The organism is Rhizobium sp. WSM1274 (assembly GCF_025200775.1).
Lineage (GTDB): Bacteria > Pseudomonadota > Alphaproteobacteria > Rhizobiales > Rhizobiaceae > Rhizobium > Rhizobium leguminosarum_I.
In genome coordinates this window covers 215,685-230,648 of record NZ_CP104139.1, presented here as the reverse complement: position 1 = coordinate 230,648, position 14,964 = coordinate 215,685, and the positions used below count along the sequence as shown (strand labels likewise).

Sequence of the window (14,964 nt, the reverse complement as noted above, 5' to 3'; positions counted from 1 at the left end):
AAACACCATGCGGTCGAGACAATGCTGACGAGTTTGATGACATCGCTCGTCACTCGTCGGGCGTGGTTCAACAAGGTTTGGGAGAATGAAATGACCTACGCGATCGGCGAAAACGTCGAATTTGGTATCGCTTGCCTGGGTATTACGCACCCGCACACCTCAGGACGCGTGAAGGCATTTCAGCGCATGCCCGGTGCTCGGTTGATGGGAGCGTACGACGACAGTCCGTTGCTCGCCCCCTTCGTCGACGCTCTCGGGCTGGAAGCCAGAACAAAGGAAGCGATCCTCTCCGATCCCAACGTCCACGCGGTGCTGGTGCATTCAAAGAGCCTCAGCATGGCCAACCTGGCCATCGAGGCGCTTGAGGCCGGCAAGGCCGTGTTGTGCGAGAAGCCGGCGGGCCGGGGATCTGCAGATACGGCCCGGATCGTCGAGGCCGTTGAGCGCACGGGCGGACTGTTCCAGGTTGGTTACTGCTGGCGTTTTGCTCCTTCGGTGGACAAGATGCAGGAGGTTCTTTCGAGCGGCCGGCTCGGCAAGGTGCTGCAGGTGAGGGCGCATGCGGGCTGCTCGCACAATGAAGCCGCCACGCCGCACATGAACCAGCCCGGGGATATTGGCGGCGCAATGTTCGTTATTGCCTGCCACCTGATCGATCGCATTCTGCTTCACTTCGGAGTGCCCCAAAGCGTGAATGCGCGGATCACGAAATTCGAGTCGGCATTCGGGAGCGACTCCCGCGAGGACGCCGCCGGCGCGATTCTGAACTACTGTGACAAGCTCGTGACCGTCGACTTCATGTCGTGGGATCCTCTGTCCTGGACCGAAAGCTGGGATCTTTCGGCCTACGGAACGGAGGGTATCATGCACTCTTGTCCGCTACCCTCGTCCTACAAGATATATGACAGTGGCAAGAACGGGTTCCAGCAGGGCTGGACAGAATGGTGCGAGACGAGCTTTCCGGAAATCTGGGCCACCAAAAAGACCGTGTACTCGCCGGAGATCGCCGAGATCGGCAACCCGATCTACTTCGATCGGGAGGCGGCAGCTTTCGTCGGGTCGCTCAGGTCTGGCTCGGCCTCAGTCGTTTCGGCGACGCAGGCCCACAATGTGAACCAGCTGCTCGAGGCCCTGTTCAAGTCGTCCTCTCTTTCCGGCGCCGAAGTGGACGTCGCCGTCTGAGTCCAACTAATGCGAACCCAAGGTCCCCGATCTCGGGTTTGTGTGGCGCGAAGGCATGGTGCGTAGCGCCCTGATCGGCGTTGCCTTCTCAAGTCGATTTCATGCCGATCTCCGGCGGGACGATGAAATGGGAAACCAACTTCGACTTCGTCTTGAGACCTCTCTAGTTCGCGTCCTCCCAGGCGCTTTAGCGAGGCAGCACCCCTACGACGGGCGTGCTGCCTCGCATTCTTTTTGGCTCAGCGTGTTGCTCAGGCCGGCAGCTCAGCCAACCGGCCCGTAGATGTTGGTCCAATCCACGGATTCGGGATCTACATCCGGCTCAGCGTCCGTCTCGACAGCTGACGGTCAGTTGCGTCGCCTTGCGGTCAAAGTGGTAATCGCCACCAGCCATATCGAGCACGCCGAAGGGTGTAGCTCCCGCTTTCAGCACACGACGTCAATCGTAACGCCCGTGCGCCCACCCGTGAAAGTACGTCTACCATCTAGCTCAGAACTGTCGCACGGATAGAGCCGACCGTCACTACCGTGAGCCATAACTTTCCAATGCGCCTCGGTGGGAAGATCCCTGCGCGCCGGATGCAGTAGGTACGCGCACCTGACCATTCGGGTTCCCTAACGGGGCATTGGCTTCGCGTCTGAGGTCGTCCTTAAGCGCCAAATCCATGAGTTGCCCCCAACAGGCATTTCAGGTTCTCCGACAGGCGCCGGCCTGCAAAGTCGGTTTTGCTTTTTGCGCAGCGTGAGAAAGTGTTTCCCTGCTCACGGCCTTTTTCCCAAAGTTGGGGAAGCTAATTTCGATCTGCGGCGGAGGAACGGCCGTTGGGAGGAATTCCATGAGCTTCAATTGGGTTTGCCGGATCTGCCGCGAAGGGCCCGCCTAAGCGAGCGTTCAGCGCCCCGTAAATGGAAACGGGATTTCCAAGACATCAACCGAGCCGCTCTTTCCGGCAGTCCGTAACTCCAAACTCAAGAAGAAGATCGATGATCAAGCATATCGTCATGTGGGACGTCCGCGGAGACAGCACCGAGGAGAAGCAGGCCGCCGCTTTCGACCTCAAGACAAAGTTCGAGAGCCTCCGTGGGGAAATCCCCGGCCTCCTTTTCCTTGAGGTCGGCATCGATTTTTCGCGTGTGGATTATGCCTGCGATGTCGTGCTCTATTCCGAATTCAAGGACGAAGCTTCCCTGGAGGGGTACGCCTCCCATCCCGCGCATCTGCGGATCAGGGATTCCCTAAAGGACGTCCGGATCGCCCGACACCAGGTCGACTATTCCCCGCTCAAATGCGCCGGCGTGCGTGCAAACGCCGAGTGAGGTGTGAAGGTGGAGGAACCGATGACCACGACGATCACCCAGTCCCAAGACCTCAAGCCGACGCCGACCCTGAATGTGCCGGGGCTTCGGAAGACATACGCCGGCCGCGCTTCAAAGAGCGTCGACTTCGACCTGATGTCGGGCGAAATCACAGTCGGTTGTATCGCCCTCAGGACAACGTGAAGGATTGATACCCGGCCAGCTTTCGACCCGCCACCACTCCTCCGAGCTGATCTTCGAGGGAGAACGATGAAAGGAAAGTTCATGCTCTTTGCGGTTCATTGCCTCGACCACGCGGATGGCCTGCCGCGCCGCCAGGCGAACTACGACGCCCATAAAGCGTACCTCTCCGCAGGCACGGTAAAGACTGTAATTTCGGGACCGCTTGTCGCCGCCGACGGCGAGACCATGATCGGGTCGCTGTTCGTTTTTGAGGCCGACCAGATCGGCGATGTGATCGCGTTCAACAAAAACGACCCGTTCGCCCATGCCAACGTCTGGCGCCAAGTGGACATCAACCCGTTCTTGAAGCGCGTCGACAATCGCTAAGAACGCAGGACGTCCGGTCCAATCGAGGCTGGGAATTCGAGGAACCGACATGCAGTCTTTCGTCTATAACGGCCAGCCGGCCAGAGTGATTTTCGGGTCGGGAACGCTGGCCCTGCTTCCTGCGGAAGTCGACCGCCTTGGGCTGAAGCGTGTTCTGGTCCTGGCGACGCCGCCACAGGCCGGGGATGCGGAGAAGCTGTCCGCGCTTCTTGGGGCGAGCTCAGTCGGGGTCTATTCTCGCGCCACGATGCACACGCCCGTCGATGTGACCGAGGACGCGATGAGGGTCGTGGCCGACAAGAAGGTCGACGGCCTCATCGCAGTCGGTGGCGGATCGACCACAGGGTTGGCCAAGGCGATCGCGCTGCGGACCGACCTGCCTCAGATCGTCGCCCCGACTACATACGCGGGATCGGAAATGACGCCGATCCTGGGCGAGACCAAGGACGGGCAGAAGGTCACGCAGAGCAGCCCGAAGATTCTTCCTGAGGTGGTCATCTACGACGTGGACCTCACGCTCACGCTCCCGGTCGGCATGTCTGGCACCAGCGGCATGAACGCCATCGCCCATGCGATCGAGGCGCTTTACGCCAAGGAACGGAACCCCGTCGTCTCCCTGATGGCGCTGGAGGCGATCCGGGCCCTGGCGCGTTCGCTGCCGCTGATACATGACGACCCGTCCGATCACGCCGCGCGCAGCGACGCTCTCTACGGCGCGTGGCTCTGCGGCATCTGCCTGGGTTCGGTCGGCATGGCCCTTCATCACAAGCTCTGCCACACGCTGGGCGGCTCGTTCGATTTGCCACATGCGGAAACCCACACGGTGGTCCTGCCGCACGCGCTCGCTTACAACGCGCCCGCCATCCCCGAAGTGATCGAAAAGCTCCGGGACGTGCTTGGTCATCAGGACCCCGCTGTGGCGCTTTTCGAACTCGCCGGACGGATCGGAGCGCCGAGGTCCCTGCGAGAGATCGGCATGCCGGAACACGGTGTCGGCGTGGCGGCCGAACGCGCCCTGGCCAACCCGTACTGGAACCCCCAACCATTGGAGCGCGACGGCATCCGCGCGCTGATCGCCCGCGCCTTTGCGGGCGACGCTCCGGCCGTTTGATGGCGAGCAATTCGGGCCGAGGAGGATAGAGAATGTCTGAGATGAGCAAAGCCGAAGCGTCGAAGCCCAAATATCCGTATTTCGAGGAGGAGACCTCGGTCGACGTCGTTAACGCAAGAATGGGGCCGGACGTCGATCCGCGCCTGCGCGAGGTCATGTCCGTCCTGGTGAAGCACCTCCACGCTGCGATCAAGGAAATCGAGCCCTCGCACGAGGAATGGCTTCAGGGCATCAAGTTCCTCACCGAGGTCGGGCAGATGTGTTCGGATTGGCGTCAGGAGTTCATCCTGCTGTCTGACACTCTCGGCGTCTCGATGTTGGTCGATTCCATCAACCACCGTCGCCCCAACGGTGCGACGGAGAACACGATCCTCGGACCGTTCTATGTACCAGCCGCTCCGCGCTACGCCAACGGGACCAACATTTGCCTGGACGGCAAGGGAGAGCCGATGGTCGTGCGCGGACATGTCGTCGACAGCGGTGGCAAGCCGATCGCCGGCGCGCTCGTCGATGTCTGGCAAACAAACGACGACGGGTTCTATGACGTGCAGCAAAAGGACGTTCAGCCCGACTGGAATCTTCGCGGCGTCTTCACCTCTGAGAGCGACGGCTCGTATTGGTACCGAGCCGTGAAACCCCGCTACTACCCCATCCCCGATGACGGTCCGGTCGGCAAGCTGCTTGGGCATCTGGGCAGGCATCCCAATCGGGCTGCGCACATTCATTTCATCGTGAGCGCGCCAGGTTACGATCCCGTCATCACCCACATCTTCACACCCGATTGCCAATACTTGGCCGAGGACTCGGTCTTCGGCGTGAAGGACTCGCTAATAGCGGACTTCGAGAAGGTGACCGATCCCGCACGGGCATACGAGCTCGGCTTCGATGGCCCCTTCTGGTCTGTCAACTGGGACTTCGTACTCGCCGCAAAAAAAGACACCGCCAAGGAGAAATGACGATGCCGCAACTCACCTTCGAACTTCCTGACACCGTAGTGGTGACGGGAGCGTCGTCCGGCCTCGGGCATGAACTTTGCAGTCTGCTCGTCGAAGCGGGTGTGGCGACCGTCGGCGTCGATCTCTCGGCTGCTCAGGACGATCTCGCCGCTCTTGCGGGATATCACCATGTCGCGGGAGATGTCGCCGGCGAGGCGACCTGGGACAAGGTCGTCGCCCGTCTGAGGTCTTCGGACGCCAAACGCATCGGTCTCGTGACGTCTGCAGCCATCCTAGACGTCGGCACGATCTTGGACGCCACGCCTGCGATCATCTCCCGTGCGCTCAACGTGAACGTCGTGGGCACTGCCCTGGCGATCAAATCCCTGCTGCCGCTGATGATCGAGGCCCATGATGGGGCGATCGTGGCTGTGGCCAGCGTCAACGCCACTTTGGCGGAACAGCAGCTCGGCATCTACAACGCCACGAAAGCAGCGGTGCGGCAGTTGGCCCGCACGGTCGCGGTCGACCACTCCCGAAGTGGCGTCCGCGTCAATGTTCTCAGCCCCGGACCCATGTTGGCCGGCCTCTTCAAGCGTCACCTTGAATCCGCCACCGACAGCGACAGGTTCCTGGCGACGCGATCAGCGCGCCAGCCCGGCGGCCGCATCCTGGAGGCGCGCGAAGTCGCCCAGGCCGCGATGTTCCTTTTGTCGAGTGGCTCGACGGCGGTCCTGGGCGCTGACCTCGTCGCCGACGGGGGACTGACCACGAGCTTTGATTTCCGAACTGGGGAGGAAGGCGCTTCGATCTGACGCGCCCGCCATATTTGAAACGATCCTATGGGAGAGAGAAATGGAAACTGGACTGAAGGGTAAAATTGTTTTCATCACAGGTGCCGCCAACGGCATCGGTCGTGCGACTGCGGTGGCGTTCGCACGGGAAGGCGCAACGTTGGGCCTCGTAGACATCGACGAGCAGGCCTTGGCCGAGGTCAAGGTCGAAGTCGCCGCAGCGGGCGGCATGGCCCACACCGCGAAAGCGGACCTGTCCACGGGGGACGGCGTATCGGCGGGCCTCGACGAGTTGCTCAAGGCGACGGGCGGCGCGGTGGACGTGCTGGTGAACAATGTCGGCTCAGGCGCGATCCGTACCTTTGACCAACTGACCGACGAAGAATGGGAGAAGACCTTCTCCCTCAATTTCATGAGCTACGTTCGCGCGACCCGAAAGCTGCTTCCGATCCTCCGCGAGCGAAAGGGCGTCATCGTCAACAACGGTTCCGATCTCGCTCGTCAGCCTGAACCGGTTCCGATCGATTATTCGACGTCGAAAGCTGCAGTTCTTGCCCTCACAAAGGGTCTCGCGCGCGCCGAAGGCAAGAATGTGCGGGTCAACGCCGTCGCGCCGGGTCCGATTTGGACGCCGTTCTGGACGAAGCCTGGTGGCTTCGCCGAAACGATGGGCGCGTTCCACAAGATGGAGCCCCAGGCGGCTGTCGAATATGAGATGAAGCTGCGGCAGCTTCCCCTCGAACGTCTCGGGACTCCCGAAGAGGTCGCCAACGTGGTGGTATTCCTTGCGTCCGACCTGGCCAGCTTTGTCACTTCGGCGGTTTGGGGCGTGGACGGCGGCAGCATCCGCTCCATCTAAGCCCGCTCATTGTATATCTTTATGCTACAATGTTGATCCCTAATGCATGATTGTCGCGCCAGAGCTTCAGTGTAGAAAGGGTCGTCTAAAACGCAGGCGGCGCGATGTCGCCAGGAGAGTAACGGAAATGACTGGGAAAAACGGAATCGAGTTGTTGGCGGCGTTCTTCACACTTGGAGGCGACGTCTATCCGTTCGGTCCGACCGAAATCAGCCCGATCCCTTTCAAGGATCGCGTCGAGGCGGCAGCCAAGGTCGGCTACAAGGGCATGGGCCTTATCCACGCCGATGTCCAAGCCACGGCCGCTCAGATGGGCCTGAAGGAAATGAAGCGGATCGCCGATGACAACGACATCAAATACCTCGAGTACGAATTTCTCTCCGGATGGTATTTGGACGGCGAGCGCCGGGCGAAGTCGGACGTCATGCGGACGGAGATGCTTGAGGTGGCCCAGGGTCTCGGCGTCCGCAATCTCAAGATAGCTCCCGGCCTCGGAAGCGATCTGTATGCACCGACCGAGGCGGAAATGACGCCTGACGTCGACCGTATGCGCGAGGCGTTCGCCAGAGTCTGCCGTGACGCCGCCGAGTACGGCGTCAGGGTCGTCATGGAGATCATGCCTTTCTCCAACGTCCGGACGCTGGAAGTGGCGCGTGCGATCGTGGAAGGTGCCGATCAGCCTAACGGCGGCTTGCTCATCGACATCTGGCACATGGCCCGCGGCGGCATTCCGTACAAGGACATCGAGAAGATTCCGTCCCGCTTCATCGGCTCGATCGAGCTGGACGACGCCGACGCCGATGTGAAGGGCCTCCTGTGGGAAGACACCATCTATCATCGCCGCCTGCCGGGCGAAGGCGTGCTCAAGCCGAAAGAATTCATCAAGGCCGTCCAGAACGCCGGCTACGAAGGTCCTTGGGGTGTCGAGATCATCAGCGAGACCTATCGCAAACTTCCGCTCGCCGAACAGGCGAAGCGCTCGTTCGAAACCACGATGGCCCAGTTCAAGTGATGTCCGAGGAAAACACGATGAAACACCCCACCGAAAAGCGGACGTTGTGGCTCTCCCAGGTCAGCAGCATGCCCTATCGAAAGCGCGTCGAACTCGCCCCCAAGAACACCTTCGGCTGGCTCAGCACCTCTCCAATTGACTACAAGAACACGCGAGGGGCTTGTCGAATAAGGACGTCCGTTGGATCGCCTCCAATAACGGCGTCCGACTGAGCTACCTTGATCCACTGACGAGCTGGGTTCGCGATGGCCTCATACGTTATAGCAGAAAGAGTTCCACTGAGCGGCTCTTGAACGGCTCAGTGCGAAACAGATGCGCATACGTCTCCCACTTGGAGTACGCTGCACCAATACCAGACTGGTGCTTTTTTGGTCGTCTAACGAAGGGGCGGGGACAGCGAGCGTGCCTTGACGCGTCTAACGTACTAAAATTTCACGCGATGCACTCCGAGGCCGATGATTCGATTCCGTTCAAGGCGGTCGTCCTGCTTTCTGTCGCAAAACATTATGGACGCAGCGATATTCTCATATCCCGCCGCATCCTGTAGGCTCGATGTCTGCAGCCCTCGGAAATTTTCAGATCGATGAAAAAAACTTTCAATCCGGCCTCGGTGCGCCGGCCTTTCGGAAATTACAATCACGGCCTGCTGGTGCCGCCCGGCGCCGCGCTGCTCGTCACGTCGGGCCAGCTTGGTATTGGTCTCGACGATACTGTTCCGAGCGACATCGCGGCTCAGGCGGAACTCTGCTTCGAGGCGATCAAGGCGATCTTGCAGGAGGCGGAAATGAGTTTTGCCGACGTCATCCGCATTTCAGGCTTCGTCACCCGCCGCGAGGATTTCCCAGCCTATATGGCTGTACGGGATCGCTATACGCTCGATCCGAAGCCGGTTTCCACCTTGCTCGTCATCGGCGGCTTTACCCGCCCTGAGTTTCTCGTCGAGGTCGAGGTGACGGCTGCGAAAATCTTCTAAAAGCGCTTCATCGCGTCTCCGACGCGGTCGAGGAATTTTGCGCGCGTCTCCGGCGTGCAATTGTTCATGTCGTAATGGGCTAGGAACGTCACCGGCCTCAGCGGATTGATCTGCGCCCTCAGCACGCGCTTGACGATTTTCTTCGGCGGGTTGCCGGCGACGAAAGCCCGGAAGGGCGTTGCGCCATAAGTCAGGACGGCTGCGAGCTTGCGGATGTGGCGTAGCCGCGATTCCACCTTGCCGTCGACCAGCTCGAAGGAAACGCCCGGCAGCCAGACGCGGTCGAAATATCCCTTCAGGATTGCCGGAAAGCCGAAGTTCCAGATCGGGGTGCAGATCACCAGCCCCTCGGCCGCCTTCAACCTTTCGACATGCGATTCCACTAGCTTCAGATTTTCCGGATAGTCGTGATAGACGAGCCGGTCGTGGCGCGAGAGCACTGGATCGAACCGCTCTTCATAGAGGTCGCAGCCATCCACAACATGCCCGGCCTTCTCAAGGCTCTCGATGGTTTGCCGGTAAAGCGCCCTGCCGTAACTTTCCTCGACCGGGTGAGAGTGGAGGACGAGAACCCTCATGAGGCCTCCATCAGGGCCGCCAGGCCGGGGAAGAGATAGTTCTTGCCGGCGTTGAAATCGAAATCGGGATTATCCCATGCGATCATCTTGCCGGGATTGAGCAGGCCCTTCGGATCGGTTTCCTGCTTGAAGGCGAGCTGCACCGCGTCGGTGCGCTTCATGCCGCCTTCTTCCAGCGTATAGCGGTGCGGGTTGAAAATCGGGCATCCATTGTCCTGGTGGATCTTGATGATCTCCTCCAGCCGCTCCTCGGTGGTATAGCGCACCAGCGGCAGCCCGGAGCACTGGATCTGTCCGTCGAATTTGATGAATTCGAGATGACCCGGAACTTCGTCACCGAAGATTTCGACCATCTTCCGAACCTTGGCGACATGATCCGGCCCCGGATATTGCACTTGCAGATAGGTGAAGCTCGGGTCGACCTTCAGCGCACGCAATGTCGTGTGGTTCCAGGCAAGCTCATAGGCATGCGGGATCCCGCGCATGCTTTCCACCTTGTCGGAGCGGAACATGATCTCGCCCTTCTGCGCCGCTGTGAAGGCAAGAAAAGCATCCATGGAGTGCGGCGCGATCATCAGCACGGCGATCGACTGGCCCTGACGGATGTAGGGCTTGTGGCGGGTGAAATAGTCGTAAGGAATGGGAGCGGCAATCGGTGCGATCTCCTTGACGAGGATCCCGTTGCATTTCGCCAGTGCGTCTGAGAAGCGCACCGCTTCCATGAAGTCGTCGTAACCGACGAGCACATCGACCCAGTCATAGGCAGGTGCAAGCGGCATCTCGATCTCGGTGATGATGCCGTTGGTGCCGTAGGCGTGGCTCACCTTCTGGAGATCCCAGCCGGTGAGATCGAGGACACGCGGTTCGGCTTCCATGGTGACGACGCGCAGGCGCAGGATGTTGCCGAGGTCGCGCAAGCCGCCCCAGGTGATCGAGCCGACGCCGCCGGAACCGCCGGCGATGAAGCCGCCGACCGTCGCCGTCTGCGCGGTGGAGGGGTGGAAACGCAGCTCCTGGCCGGAATGGGTCTTGGTCTGCTTGTCGAGCTGCGCAAGCACGATGCCCGGTTCGCAGATGACGCGGCCGGGATGGATCTCCTTGATCTTGTCCATGGCGGCAAGGTTCAGCACGATGCCGCCGGAAAGCGGCATGGCCTGGCCGTAATTGCCGGTGCCGGCACCGCGCGGCGTCACCGGCACGCCATGGGCATAGGCGACCTTCAGCGTCCGGATGACCTCTTCCTCGGTCTTCGGCGTGACGACGAGATCGGCCGTCACATTGTCGAGCTGAGCTTTGAGTACAGGCGAATACCAATAGAAATCCCGGCTCTTCTGGCGAACCAGCGCCGGATTGTCCTCAACGGCGATGCCTTCGAGTTCCTTTTTGATCTTCTGATAATCGGCCATGTCAGGCTCCAACGACGTTATCGAGTTCACGGTAATCCGGCAGGCTGCGGTCGATCACCTTACCGCGGCGAAGCACGACGCGGTCAGACTGCGGACGGGACAGGAATTCACTCCAGCGCCGCGCGCTGAACAGCACGAGATCGGCCGGATCGCCGGCGGCGATGCGGCCCTTGTCCGGCCGTCCGACGATGGCGGCGGGCGAGGTGGTGACGACACGGGCGGCGGTATCGAGCGGGTGGTCGAGATGCAGAATCCGCACGGCCTCGCGGAAGACCTCCACCGGATCGAGATCGCCATAGGCATAGAACGGGTCGCGGGTATTGTCGGATGCGACCGCGGTCGCGACACCGGCGGCGGCCAGTTCCTTGAACAGCGTGACGCCGCGCCAGCGCGGGGTGCGGCTGGAAGAGCGATCCTGCAGATACATGTTGCACATCGGCAGTGAAATGACCGCGATGCCTGCCTTGGCGACCAACTCGACGGTGCGCGCGGCGGTGTCTTCGTCCTGGCGGGCGAGCGAGCAGCAATGACCGGCGGTCACCTTGCCCTCGAACCCGTTGCGCAGCACGGCCTCGGCGATTGCCTTCAGTGTTTCCGCGCCGCGATCATCCGTCTCGTCGACATGCAGATCGACATTCAGGCCCTGCTCTGCGGCAGTCCTGAAGAGCGTGTCGAGCTGCCAGACAAGCTCCGGCCCCATCCGGGTGACGCCGCCAAGCAGGCCGCCGTTCTGTCGGATTGTTGTGACGAGATCGGCAAAGAAGGCGCTGTCTCCCATGGCATCCAGCGGGAAGAGGGCGACCGCCTGCAGCGCGATCCTGTCCTTCCAGACATCCCGGATTTCGGCAAAAACCTCGAAGGAGATGCGATGCTGGGGCGCAAGCGAATCCAGGTGCGTACGGATCAGGCTGGTGCCATGGGCATAGGCGGAGCGGAGCGAGAATTCCATGCGCCGTTTGACGTCCGCGGCTGACCAGTTGGCCTCTCGATCGGCCCTGACGGCATCGAGCGCGCCCATGAAGCTGCCGTCGGGATTGGCCTGGCGCGGCCAGATATGGCCTTTGTCGAGATGGGTATGGACATCGGCAAAGCACGGCCAGACCATACCGTCCTTAAGATCGGTCCTGGCGTAATCGGCGGGTGCGGCGCCGGCCGGCCGGATGGCGGCAATCGTGCCATCGCTGATGACGATATCGACCGTGGCCAGACCTTCCGTGACCGGCACGTCGACATGCTCGACGGTGACGGCGGGCACCGTCGCATTGCTCAGCACGAAGCGGGCCGCATTCGGCGGGGATATGAAGGAATAGGTCATCAGTTTTCCCGTTTGATGCTGCTTTCATGCCAGCGATGAAGGCTCAGCCAGGCGATGAAGGTGGTGAGACCGAAGATCGCCACCCCAAGCATGGAGAGCATCAACAGTGCCGCAAAGAGCCGTGGTATGTTCATCCGGTACTGCGCTTCCAGCAGACGGAAGGCGAGACCGGAGCCGGCACCGGCAGAGCCCGCGGCAAATTCGGCGACGACGGCGGCGATCAGCGCCAGGCCGCCGCCGATGCGAAGACCGGTCATGAAATAGGGTTGGGCGGCAGGCAGTTTGAGAAAGAGCAGCGTCTGCCAGCGCGAGGCGCCGTAGAGCTCAAAGAGGTTGATCAGATTGTGGTCGACGCTCTTCAGGCCCTGGACCATGTTCGACAGGATCGGGAAAAAGGCGACGAGGAAGGCGCAGATCAGCAGCGCAACCTGCGTGGAGGGCGCGTAGATCAGGATCAGCGGCGAGATGGCGACGATTGGCGTTACCTGCAGGATGACGGCAAGGGGATAGAAGGCAAGCTCGACCCAGCGCGACTGCACGAGAAAGATCGCAAAGCCGACGCCGCCGACAAGCGCCAGCATCAGTGAGATGAAGGTGATCTTTGTGGTGACCCAGAGGGCAGGGGCAAGCGTAGCCCAATCCGTCACGAAGGCGTTTGCCACAGCGGCCGGTCCTGGCAGGATATAGGGCGGGACGCCCGACAGTTTCACATAGGCGTACCAGACGAGGATCATCAGGGCGATGACGAGGAAGGGGATGGCGATGCGCAGCGCAAGATCGCGGCGCCTTGCGCTTGCGGTACGCTTAACGAGCAGCGGCGATATGTCTGTTTCGTCGCTCATCAATGATCCCCTGCCGAATTGATCGCCCCGATCAGCGAATGCGATACCGTTTCGCAGGCCTTGCGGTATTCCTCCGAGGTGCGGTAGTGCGCGTCGCGTTCGAGGCTGGTGATCAGCGGGACGTCGGCATGCACGCGCCCGGGCCTTGCCTTCATCACGACGATACGGTTCGAGAGATAGGCGGACTCGAAGACCGAATGCGTCACGAAAATCACCGTAATGCCGGTCGCCTTCCACAGCCGCAGCACGTCGTCGTTGAGCTTCTGGCGGGTGATCTCATCGAGCGCGGCGAAAGGCTCATCCATCAGCAGCAGCTTCGGCTTCGTCACCAGCGCACGGGCGATCGAGACGCGCATCTTCATGCCGCCGGAAAGTTCGCGCGGATAGGCCTTGGCAAAATCCTGAAGGCCGACGGTGGTCAGCACTTCCATGATTTGATCATGCGCGGCTGCCTTCGAAACGCCCCTCAACCTCAGCGGCAGATGGACATTGTCGAACACGTTCTTCCAGGGCATCAACGTCGGCTCCTGGAAGACAAAGCCGATATCGCCCTCCGGCAGACCTCTGGAATTGATGCGAGAACTCGGCCAGTCGATCGTTCCCGAGGTGACATCGCCGAGACCGGCTATGATGCGCAGCGCCGTCGACTTGCCGCATCCGGAAGGGCCGAGCAGGCTGACGAACTCGCCGCTTTCGACCGTGAGCGACATGTTCGAAAGCGCGGCAGTGCCGCTGGAAAAGACCTTCGAGACCGACTGCATGACAACAAGCGGCCGCTTGCGCGTCTCTTTCGGGGATACCGCCTGGGCGTTTGCTGGGAGCATTGCTGTCTCGTTCATGCGGGAGGATACGGCCCGCCACATCCTCGATGGCGGACCAGGAGAGCCGTCAGTCGGCCTACTTCTTCAGTGCCACGCCGGTGCTCTTGCAGACGAACTTCGTCGTAAAGGCTTTGGTGTAGTCCGTCTCCGGCTTGAAGACCTTGATCGCCACCATCTCGTTGAAGAACGTCTTGTAGTGCGCATCGGTGATGCAGCCGATGCCCTTGTCGAGGCTATCACCGGATTCGATGATCCCGTATTCCTTCATCTTGGCGATGGAGTAGGCGAGCTGGCCATCCGTCATTTCAGGATTATCCTTCTTGATCAGTTCGTTCGCCTTGGCGTTGTCGCCGTAGAGGTAGTTGTACCAGCCTTCGATCGAGGCATCGACGAAGCGCTGCACGACGTCGGGTTTGCCGTCGATCATTGTCTGCGTCGTCGTGATCATCGTCGAATAGGGCGAGTAGCCGTTGTCGGCGAGCAGGAAGACCTTCGGCTCGAAGCCTGCCTGCTTCTGGATCTCGTAGGGTTCGGAGGTCAGGTACCCCTGCTGAGCTGAGTCCTTGTCTGCAAGGAAGGGCGCGGGACTGAAGTTATAGGGCTTGTACTGCTCGTCCTTGAAGCCTTTGAAGTTGGCCTTCATCCATTCGAAATAGGTGAGGTAGCCGTCCTTGCTGAGGAACAACGTTTTCAGCTTGGCGAGATCCTCGAACTTGTCGATGCCGTTATCCGGATGGGCGATCAGCACCTGGGGATCCTTTTGGAAGATTGCGGCGACATCGACCAGCGGAATGCCCTGTTCGACGGCGGATACCTCTCCCTGCGGACCGCCCATGTAGAAATCGAGCTTGCCGGAGATCAGCAGCGCGCTGTTTGCAGCATTCGGGCCGCCCTGCACGATGGTGACGTCGAGGCCATATTTTGCATAGGTGCCGTCGGCGACGGCTTGGTAGAAGCCGCCATGTTCCGCCTGGGCAAGCCAGTTCGTCCCGTAGCTCACCTTGTCGAGGGCGAGCGCCGGCGAGGCGGCGGCAAGCACCGAGGCGAGGCCGAGGCAGCGCAGGAATTGCATCTTCGTCTGTGCTTTCAACATGGTTGGCAGTTCCCTTTTTTGAGCCGAGGGAAGCCTTGCTCAGCCCCCTTTTGAGGGAATTTGAGCCATTGCCATGCGCTTTGAAAAGCATCAAAATTCGTGCGCATTGATGCCTTTTCGGCATCTCTGGGAAAGCTGAAGATATTTTGTGCGCCATGCGCAAAATTTATGCATTGG

General features: G+C 60.7%; 16 protein-coding genes. 10 read left to right on the top strand and 6 right to left on the bottom strand.

The features are described 5' to 3' along the window. The first annotated feature begins 90 nt into the window (after positions 1-90). The 10 genes from N2600_RS25330 (at position 91) to N2600_RS25285 (ending at position 8,732) form a co-directional block, all read left to right on the top strand. Positions 91-1,182: a Gfo/Idh/MocA family protein gene (locus tag N2600_RS25330; protein ID WP_260299246.1), complete on the top strand. Its 1,092-nt coding sequence runs from the start codon at positions 91-93 to the stop codon at positions 1,180-1,182. A gap of 984 nt (positions 1,183-2,166) precedes the next feature. Further along, a complete protein-coding gene (locus tag N2600_RS25325) occupies positions 2,167-2,499 on the top strand; it encodes a Dabb family protein (protein ID WP_260299245.1) in 333 nt (110 codons plus the stop codon). Between the two features lie 21 nt (positions 2,500-2,520). Continuing rightward, positions 2,521-2,682: a hypothetical protein gene (locus N2600_RS25320; RefSeq protein ID WP_222281284.1), complete on the top strand. Its 162-nt coding sequence runs from the start codon at positions 2,521-2,523 to the stop codon at positions 2,680-2,682. A 66-nt stretch (positions 2,683-2,748) separates the two neighbouring features. Next, positions 2,749-3,048 (top strand): YciI family protein, encoded by a 300-nt coding sequence (locus tag N2600_RS25315; RefSeq protein ID WP_261322773.1) that lies wholly within the window; start codon positions 2,749-2,751, stop codon positions 3,046-3,048. A gap of 49 nt (positions 3,049-3,097) precedes the next feature. Next, positions 3,098-4,159, top strand: a complete 1,062-nt coding sequence (locus N2600_RS25310; RefSeq protein ID WP_222281285.1) for a maleylacetate reductase — start codon at positions 3,098-3,100, stop codon at positions 4,157-4,159. A gap of 41 nt (positions 4,160-4,200) precedes the next feature. Then, positions 4,201-5,115 (top strand): intradiol ring-cleavage dioxygenase, encoded by a 915-nt coding sequence (locus N2600_RS25305; protein ID WP_222281286.1) that lies wholly within the window; start codon positions 4,201-4,203, stop codon positions 5,113-5,115. A gap of 2 nt (positions 5,116-5,117) precedes the next feature. Next, complete coding sequence (locus N2600_RS25300) at positions 5,118-5,909, top strand: SDR family NAD(P)-dependent oxidoreductase (protein WP_165505462.1); 792 nt, start codon at positions 5,118-5,120, stop codon at positions 5,907-5,909. 40 nt (positions 5,910-5,949) lie between these two features. Continuing rightward, positions 5,950-6,747, top strand: coding sequence for an SDR family NAD(P)-dependent oxidoreductase (locus tag N2600_RS25295; protein ID WP_222281288.1), 798 nt, complete (start codon positions 5,950-5,952; stop codon positions 6,745-6,747). A gap of 127 nt (positions 6,748-6,874) precedes the next feature. Continuing rightward, positions 6,875-7,759 carry a sugar phosphate isomerase/epimerase family protein gene (locus N2600_RS25290; RefSeq protein ID WP_222281289.1) on the top strand — a complete coding sequence of 295 codons (885 nt, stop codon included), beginning with the start codon at positions 6,875-6,877 and terminating at the stop codon, positions 7,757-7,759. 583 nt (positions 7,760-8,342) lie between these two features. After that, complete coding sequence (locus tag N2600_RS25285; protein ID WP_170255573.1) at positions 8,343-8,732, top strand: RidA family protein; 390 nt, start codon at positions 8,343-8,345, stop codon at positions 8,730-8,732. Here N2600_RS25285 and N2600_RS25280 read toward each other — a convergent pair. From N2600_RS25280 to N2600_RS25255, 6 genes are all read right to left on the bottom strand, one after another. Then, entirely contained in the window at positions 8,729-9,310 is a 582-nt protein-coding gene (locus N2600_RS25280; RefSeq protein ID WP_260299244.1) for an NAD(P)H-dependent oxidoreductase, read from the bottom strand. The genes N2600_RS25285 and N2600_RS25280 overlap by 4 nt on opposite strands. Next, the gene (locus tag N2600_RS25275) at positions 9,307-10,716 is read right to left on the bottom strand and encodes an FAD-binding oxidoreductase (RefSeq protein WP_222281290.1); all 1,410 of its coding nucleotides are present in this window, start codon (positions 10,714-10,716) and stop codon (positions 9,307-9,309) included. Before N2600_RS25275 ends, N2600_RS25280 begins: the two co-directional genes overlap by 4 nt. 1 nt (position 10,717) lies before the next feature. Further along, positions 10,718-12,031, bottom strand: a complete 1,314-nt coding sequence (locus N2600_RS25270) for a cytosine deaminase (protein ID WP_222281291.1) — start codon at positions 12,029-12,031, stop codon at positions 10,718-10,720. Then, positions 12,031-12,873 carry an ABC transporter permease gene (locus N2600_RS25265; RefSeq protein WP_162115837.1) on the bottom strand — a complete coding sequence of 281 codons (843 nt, stop codon included), beginning with the start codon at positions 12,871-12,873 and terminating at the stop codon, positions 12,031-12,033. Before N2600_RS25265 ends, N2600_RS25270 begins: the two co-directional genes overlap by 1 nt. Then, on the bottom strand, positions 12,873-13,697 hold the full coding sequence (locus N2600_RS25260) for an ABC transporter ATP-binding protein (protein ID WP_260299243.1): 825 nt from the start codon (positions 13,695-13,697) through the stop codon (positions 12,873-12,875). Before N2600_RS25260 ends, N2600_RS25265 begins: the two co-directional genes overlap by 1 nt. A 73-nt stretch (positions 13,698-13,770) precedes the next feature. After that, positions 13,771-14,787 (bottom strand): ABC transporter substrate-binding protein, encoded by a 1,017-nt coding sequence (locus N2600_RS25255; protein WP_260111392.1) that lies wholly within the window; start codon positions 14,785-14,787, stop codon positions 13,771-13,773. Positions 14,788-14,964: the final 177 nt, after the last annotated feature.

What these genes read in the sequence shown, in the direction of transcription:
- N2600_RS25300 (WP_165505462.1), top strand. Translation starts at nt 5,118, where the DNA reads ATGCCGCAACTCACCTTCGAACTTCCTGACACCGTAGTGGTGACGGGA.
- N2600_RS25325 (WP_260299245.1), top strand. Translation starts at nt 2,167, where the DNA reads ATGATCAAGCATATCGTCATGTGGGACGTCCGCGGAGACAGCACCGAG.
- N2600_RS25330 (WP_260299246.1), top strand. Translation starts at nt 91, where the DNA reads ATGACCTACGCGATCGGCGAAAACGTCGAATTTGGTATCGCTTGCCTG.
- N2600_RS25315 (WP_261322773.1), top strand. Translation starts at nt 2,749, where the DNA reads ATGAAAGGAAAGTTCATGCTCTTTGCGGTTCATTGCCTCGACCACGCG.
- N2600_RS25290 (WP_222281289.1), top strand. Translation starts at nt 6,875, where the DNA reads ATGACTGGGAAAAACGGAATCGAGTTGTTGGCGGCGTTCTTCACACTT.
- N2600_RS25320 (WP_222281284.1), top strand. Translation starts at nt 2,521, where the DNA reads ATGACCACGACGATCACCCAGTCCCAAGACCTCAAGCCGACGCCGACC.
- N2600_RS25280 (WP_260299244.1), bottom strand. Translation starts at nt 9,310, where the DNA reads ATGAGGGTTCTCGTCCTCCACTCTCACCCGGTCGAGGAAAGTTACGGC.
- N2600_RS25265 (WP_162115837.1), bottom strand. Translation starts at nt 12,873, where the DNA reads ATGAGCGACGAAACAGACATATCGCCGCTGCTCGTTAAGCGTACCGCA.
- N2600_RS25275 (WP_222281290.1), bottom strand. Translation starts at nt 10,716, where the DNA reads ATGGCCGATTATCAGAAGATCAAAAAGGAACTCGAAGGCATCGCCGTT.
- N2600_RS25285 (WP_170255573.1), top strand. Translation starts at nt 8,343, where the DNA reads ATGAAAAAAACTTTCAATCCGGCCTCGGTGCGCCGGCCTTTCGGAAAT.
- N2600_RS25305 (WP_222281286.1), top strand. Translation starts at nt 4,201, where the DNA reads ATGAGCAAAGCCGAAGCGTCGAAGCCCAAATATCCGTATTTCGAGGAG.
- N2600_RS25270 (WP_222281291.1), bottom strand. Translation starts at nt 12,031, where the DNA reads ATGACCTATTCCTTCATATCCCCGCCGAATGCGGCCCGCTTCGTGCTG.
- N2600_RS25310 (WP_222281285.1), top strand. Translation starts at nt 3,098, where the DNA reads ATGCAGTCTTTCGTCTATAACGGCCAGCCGGCCAGAGTGATTTTCGGG.
- N2600_RS25295 (WP_222281288.1), top strand. Translation starts at nt 5,950, where the DNA reads ATGGAAACTGGACTGAAGGGTAAAATTGTTTTCATCACAGGTGCCGCC.
- N2600_RS25255 (WP_260111392.1), bottom strand. Translation starts at nt 14,787, where the DNA reads ATGTTGAAAGCACAGACGAAGATGCAATTCCTGCGCTGCCTCGGCCTC.
- N2600_RS25260 (WP_260299243.1), bottom strand. Translation starts at nt 13,697, where the DNA reads ATGCTCCCAGCAAACGCCCAGGCGGTATCCCCGAAAGAGACGCGCAAG.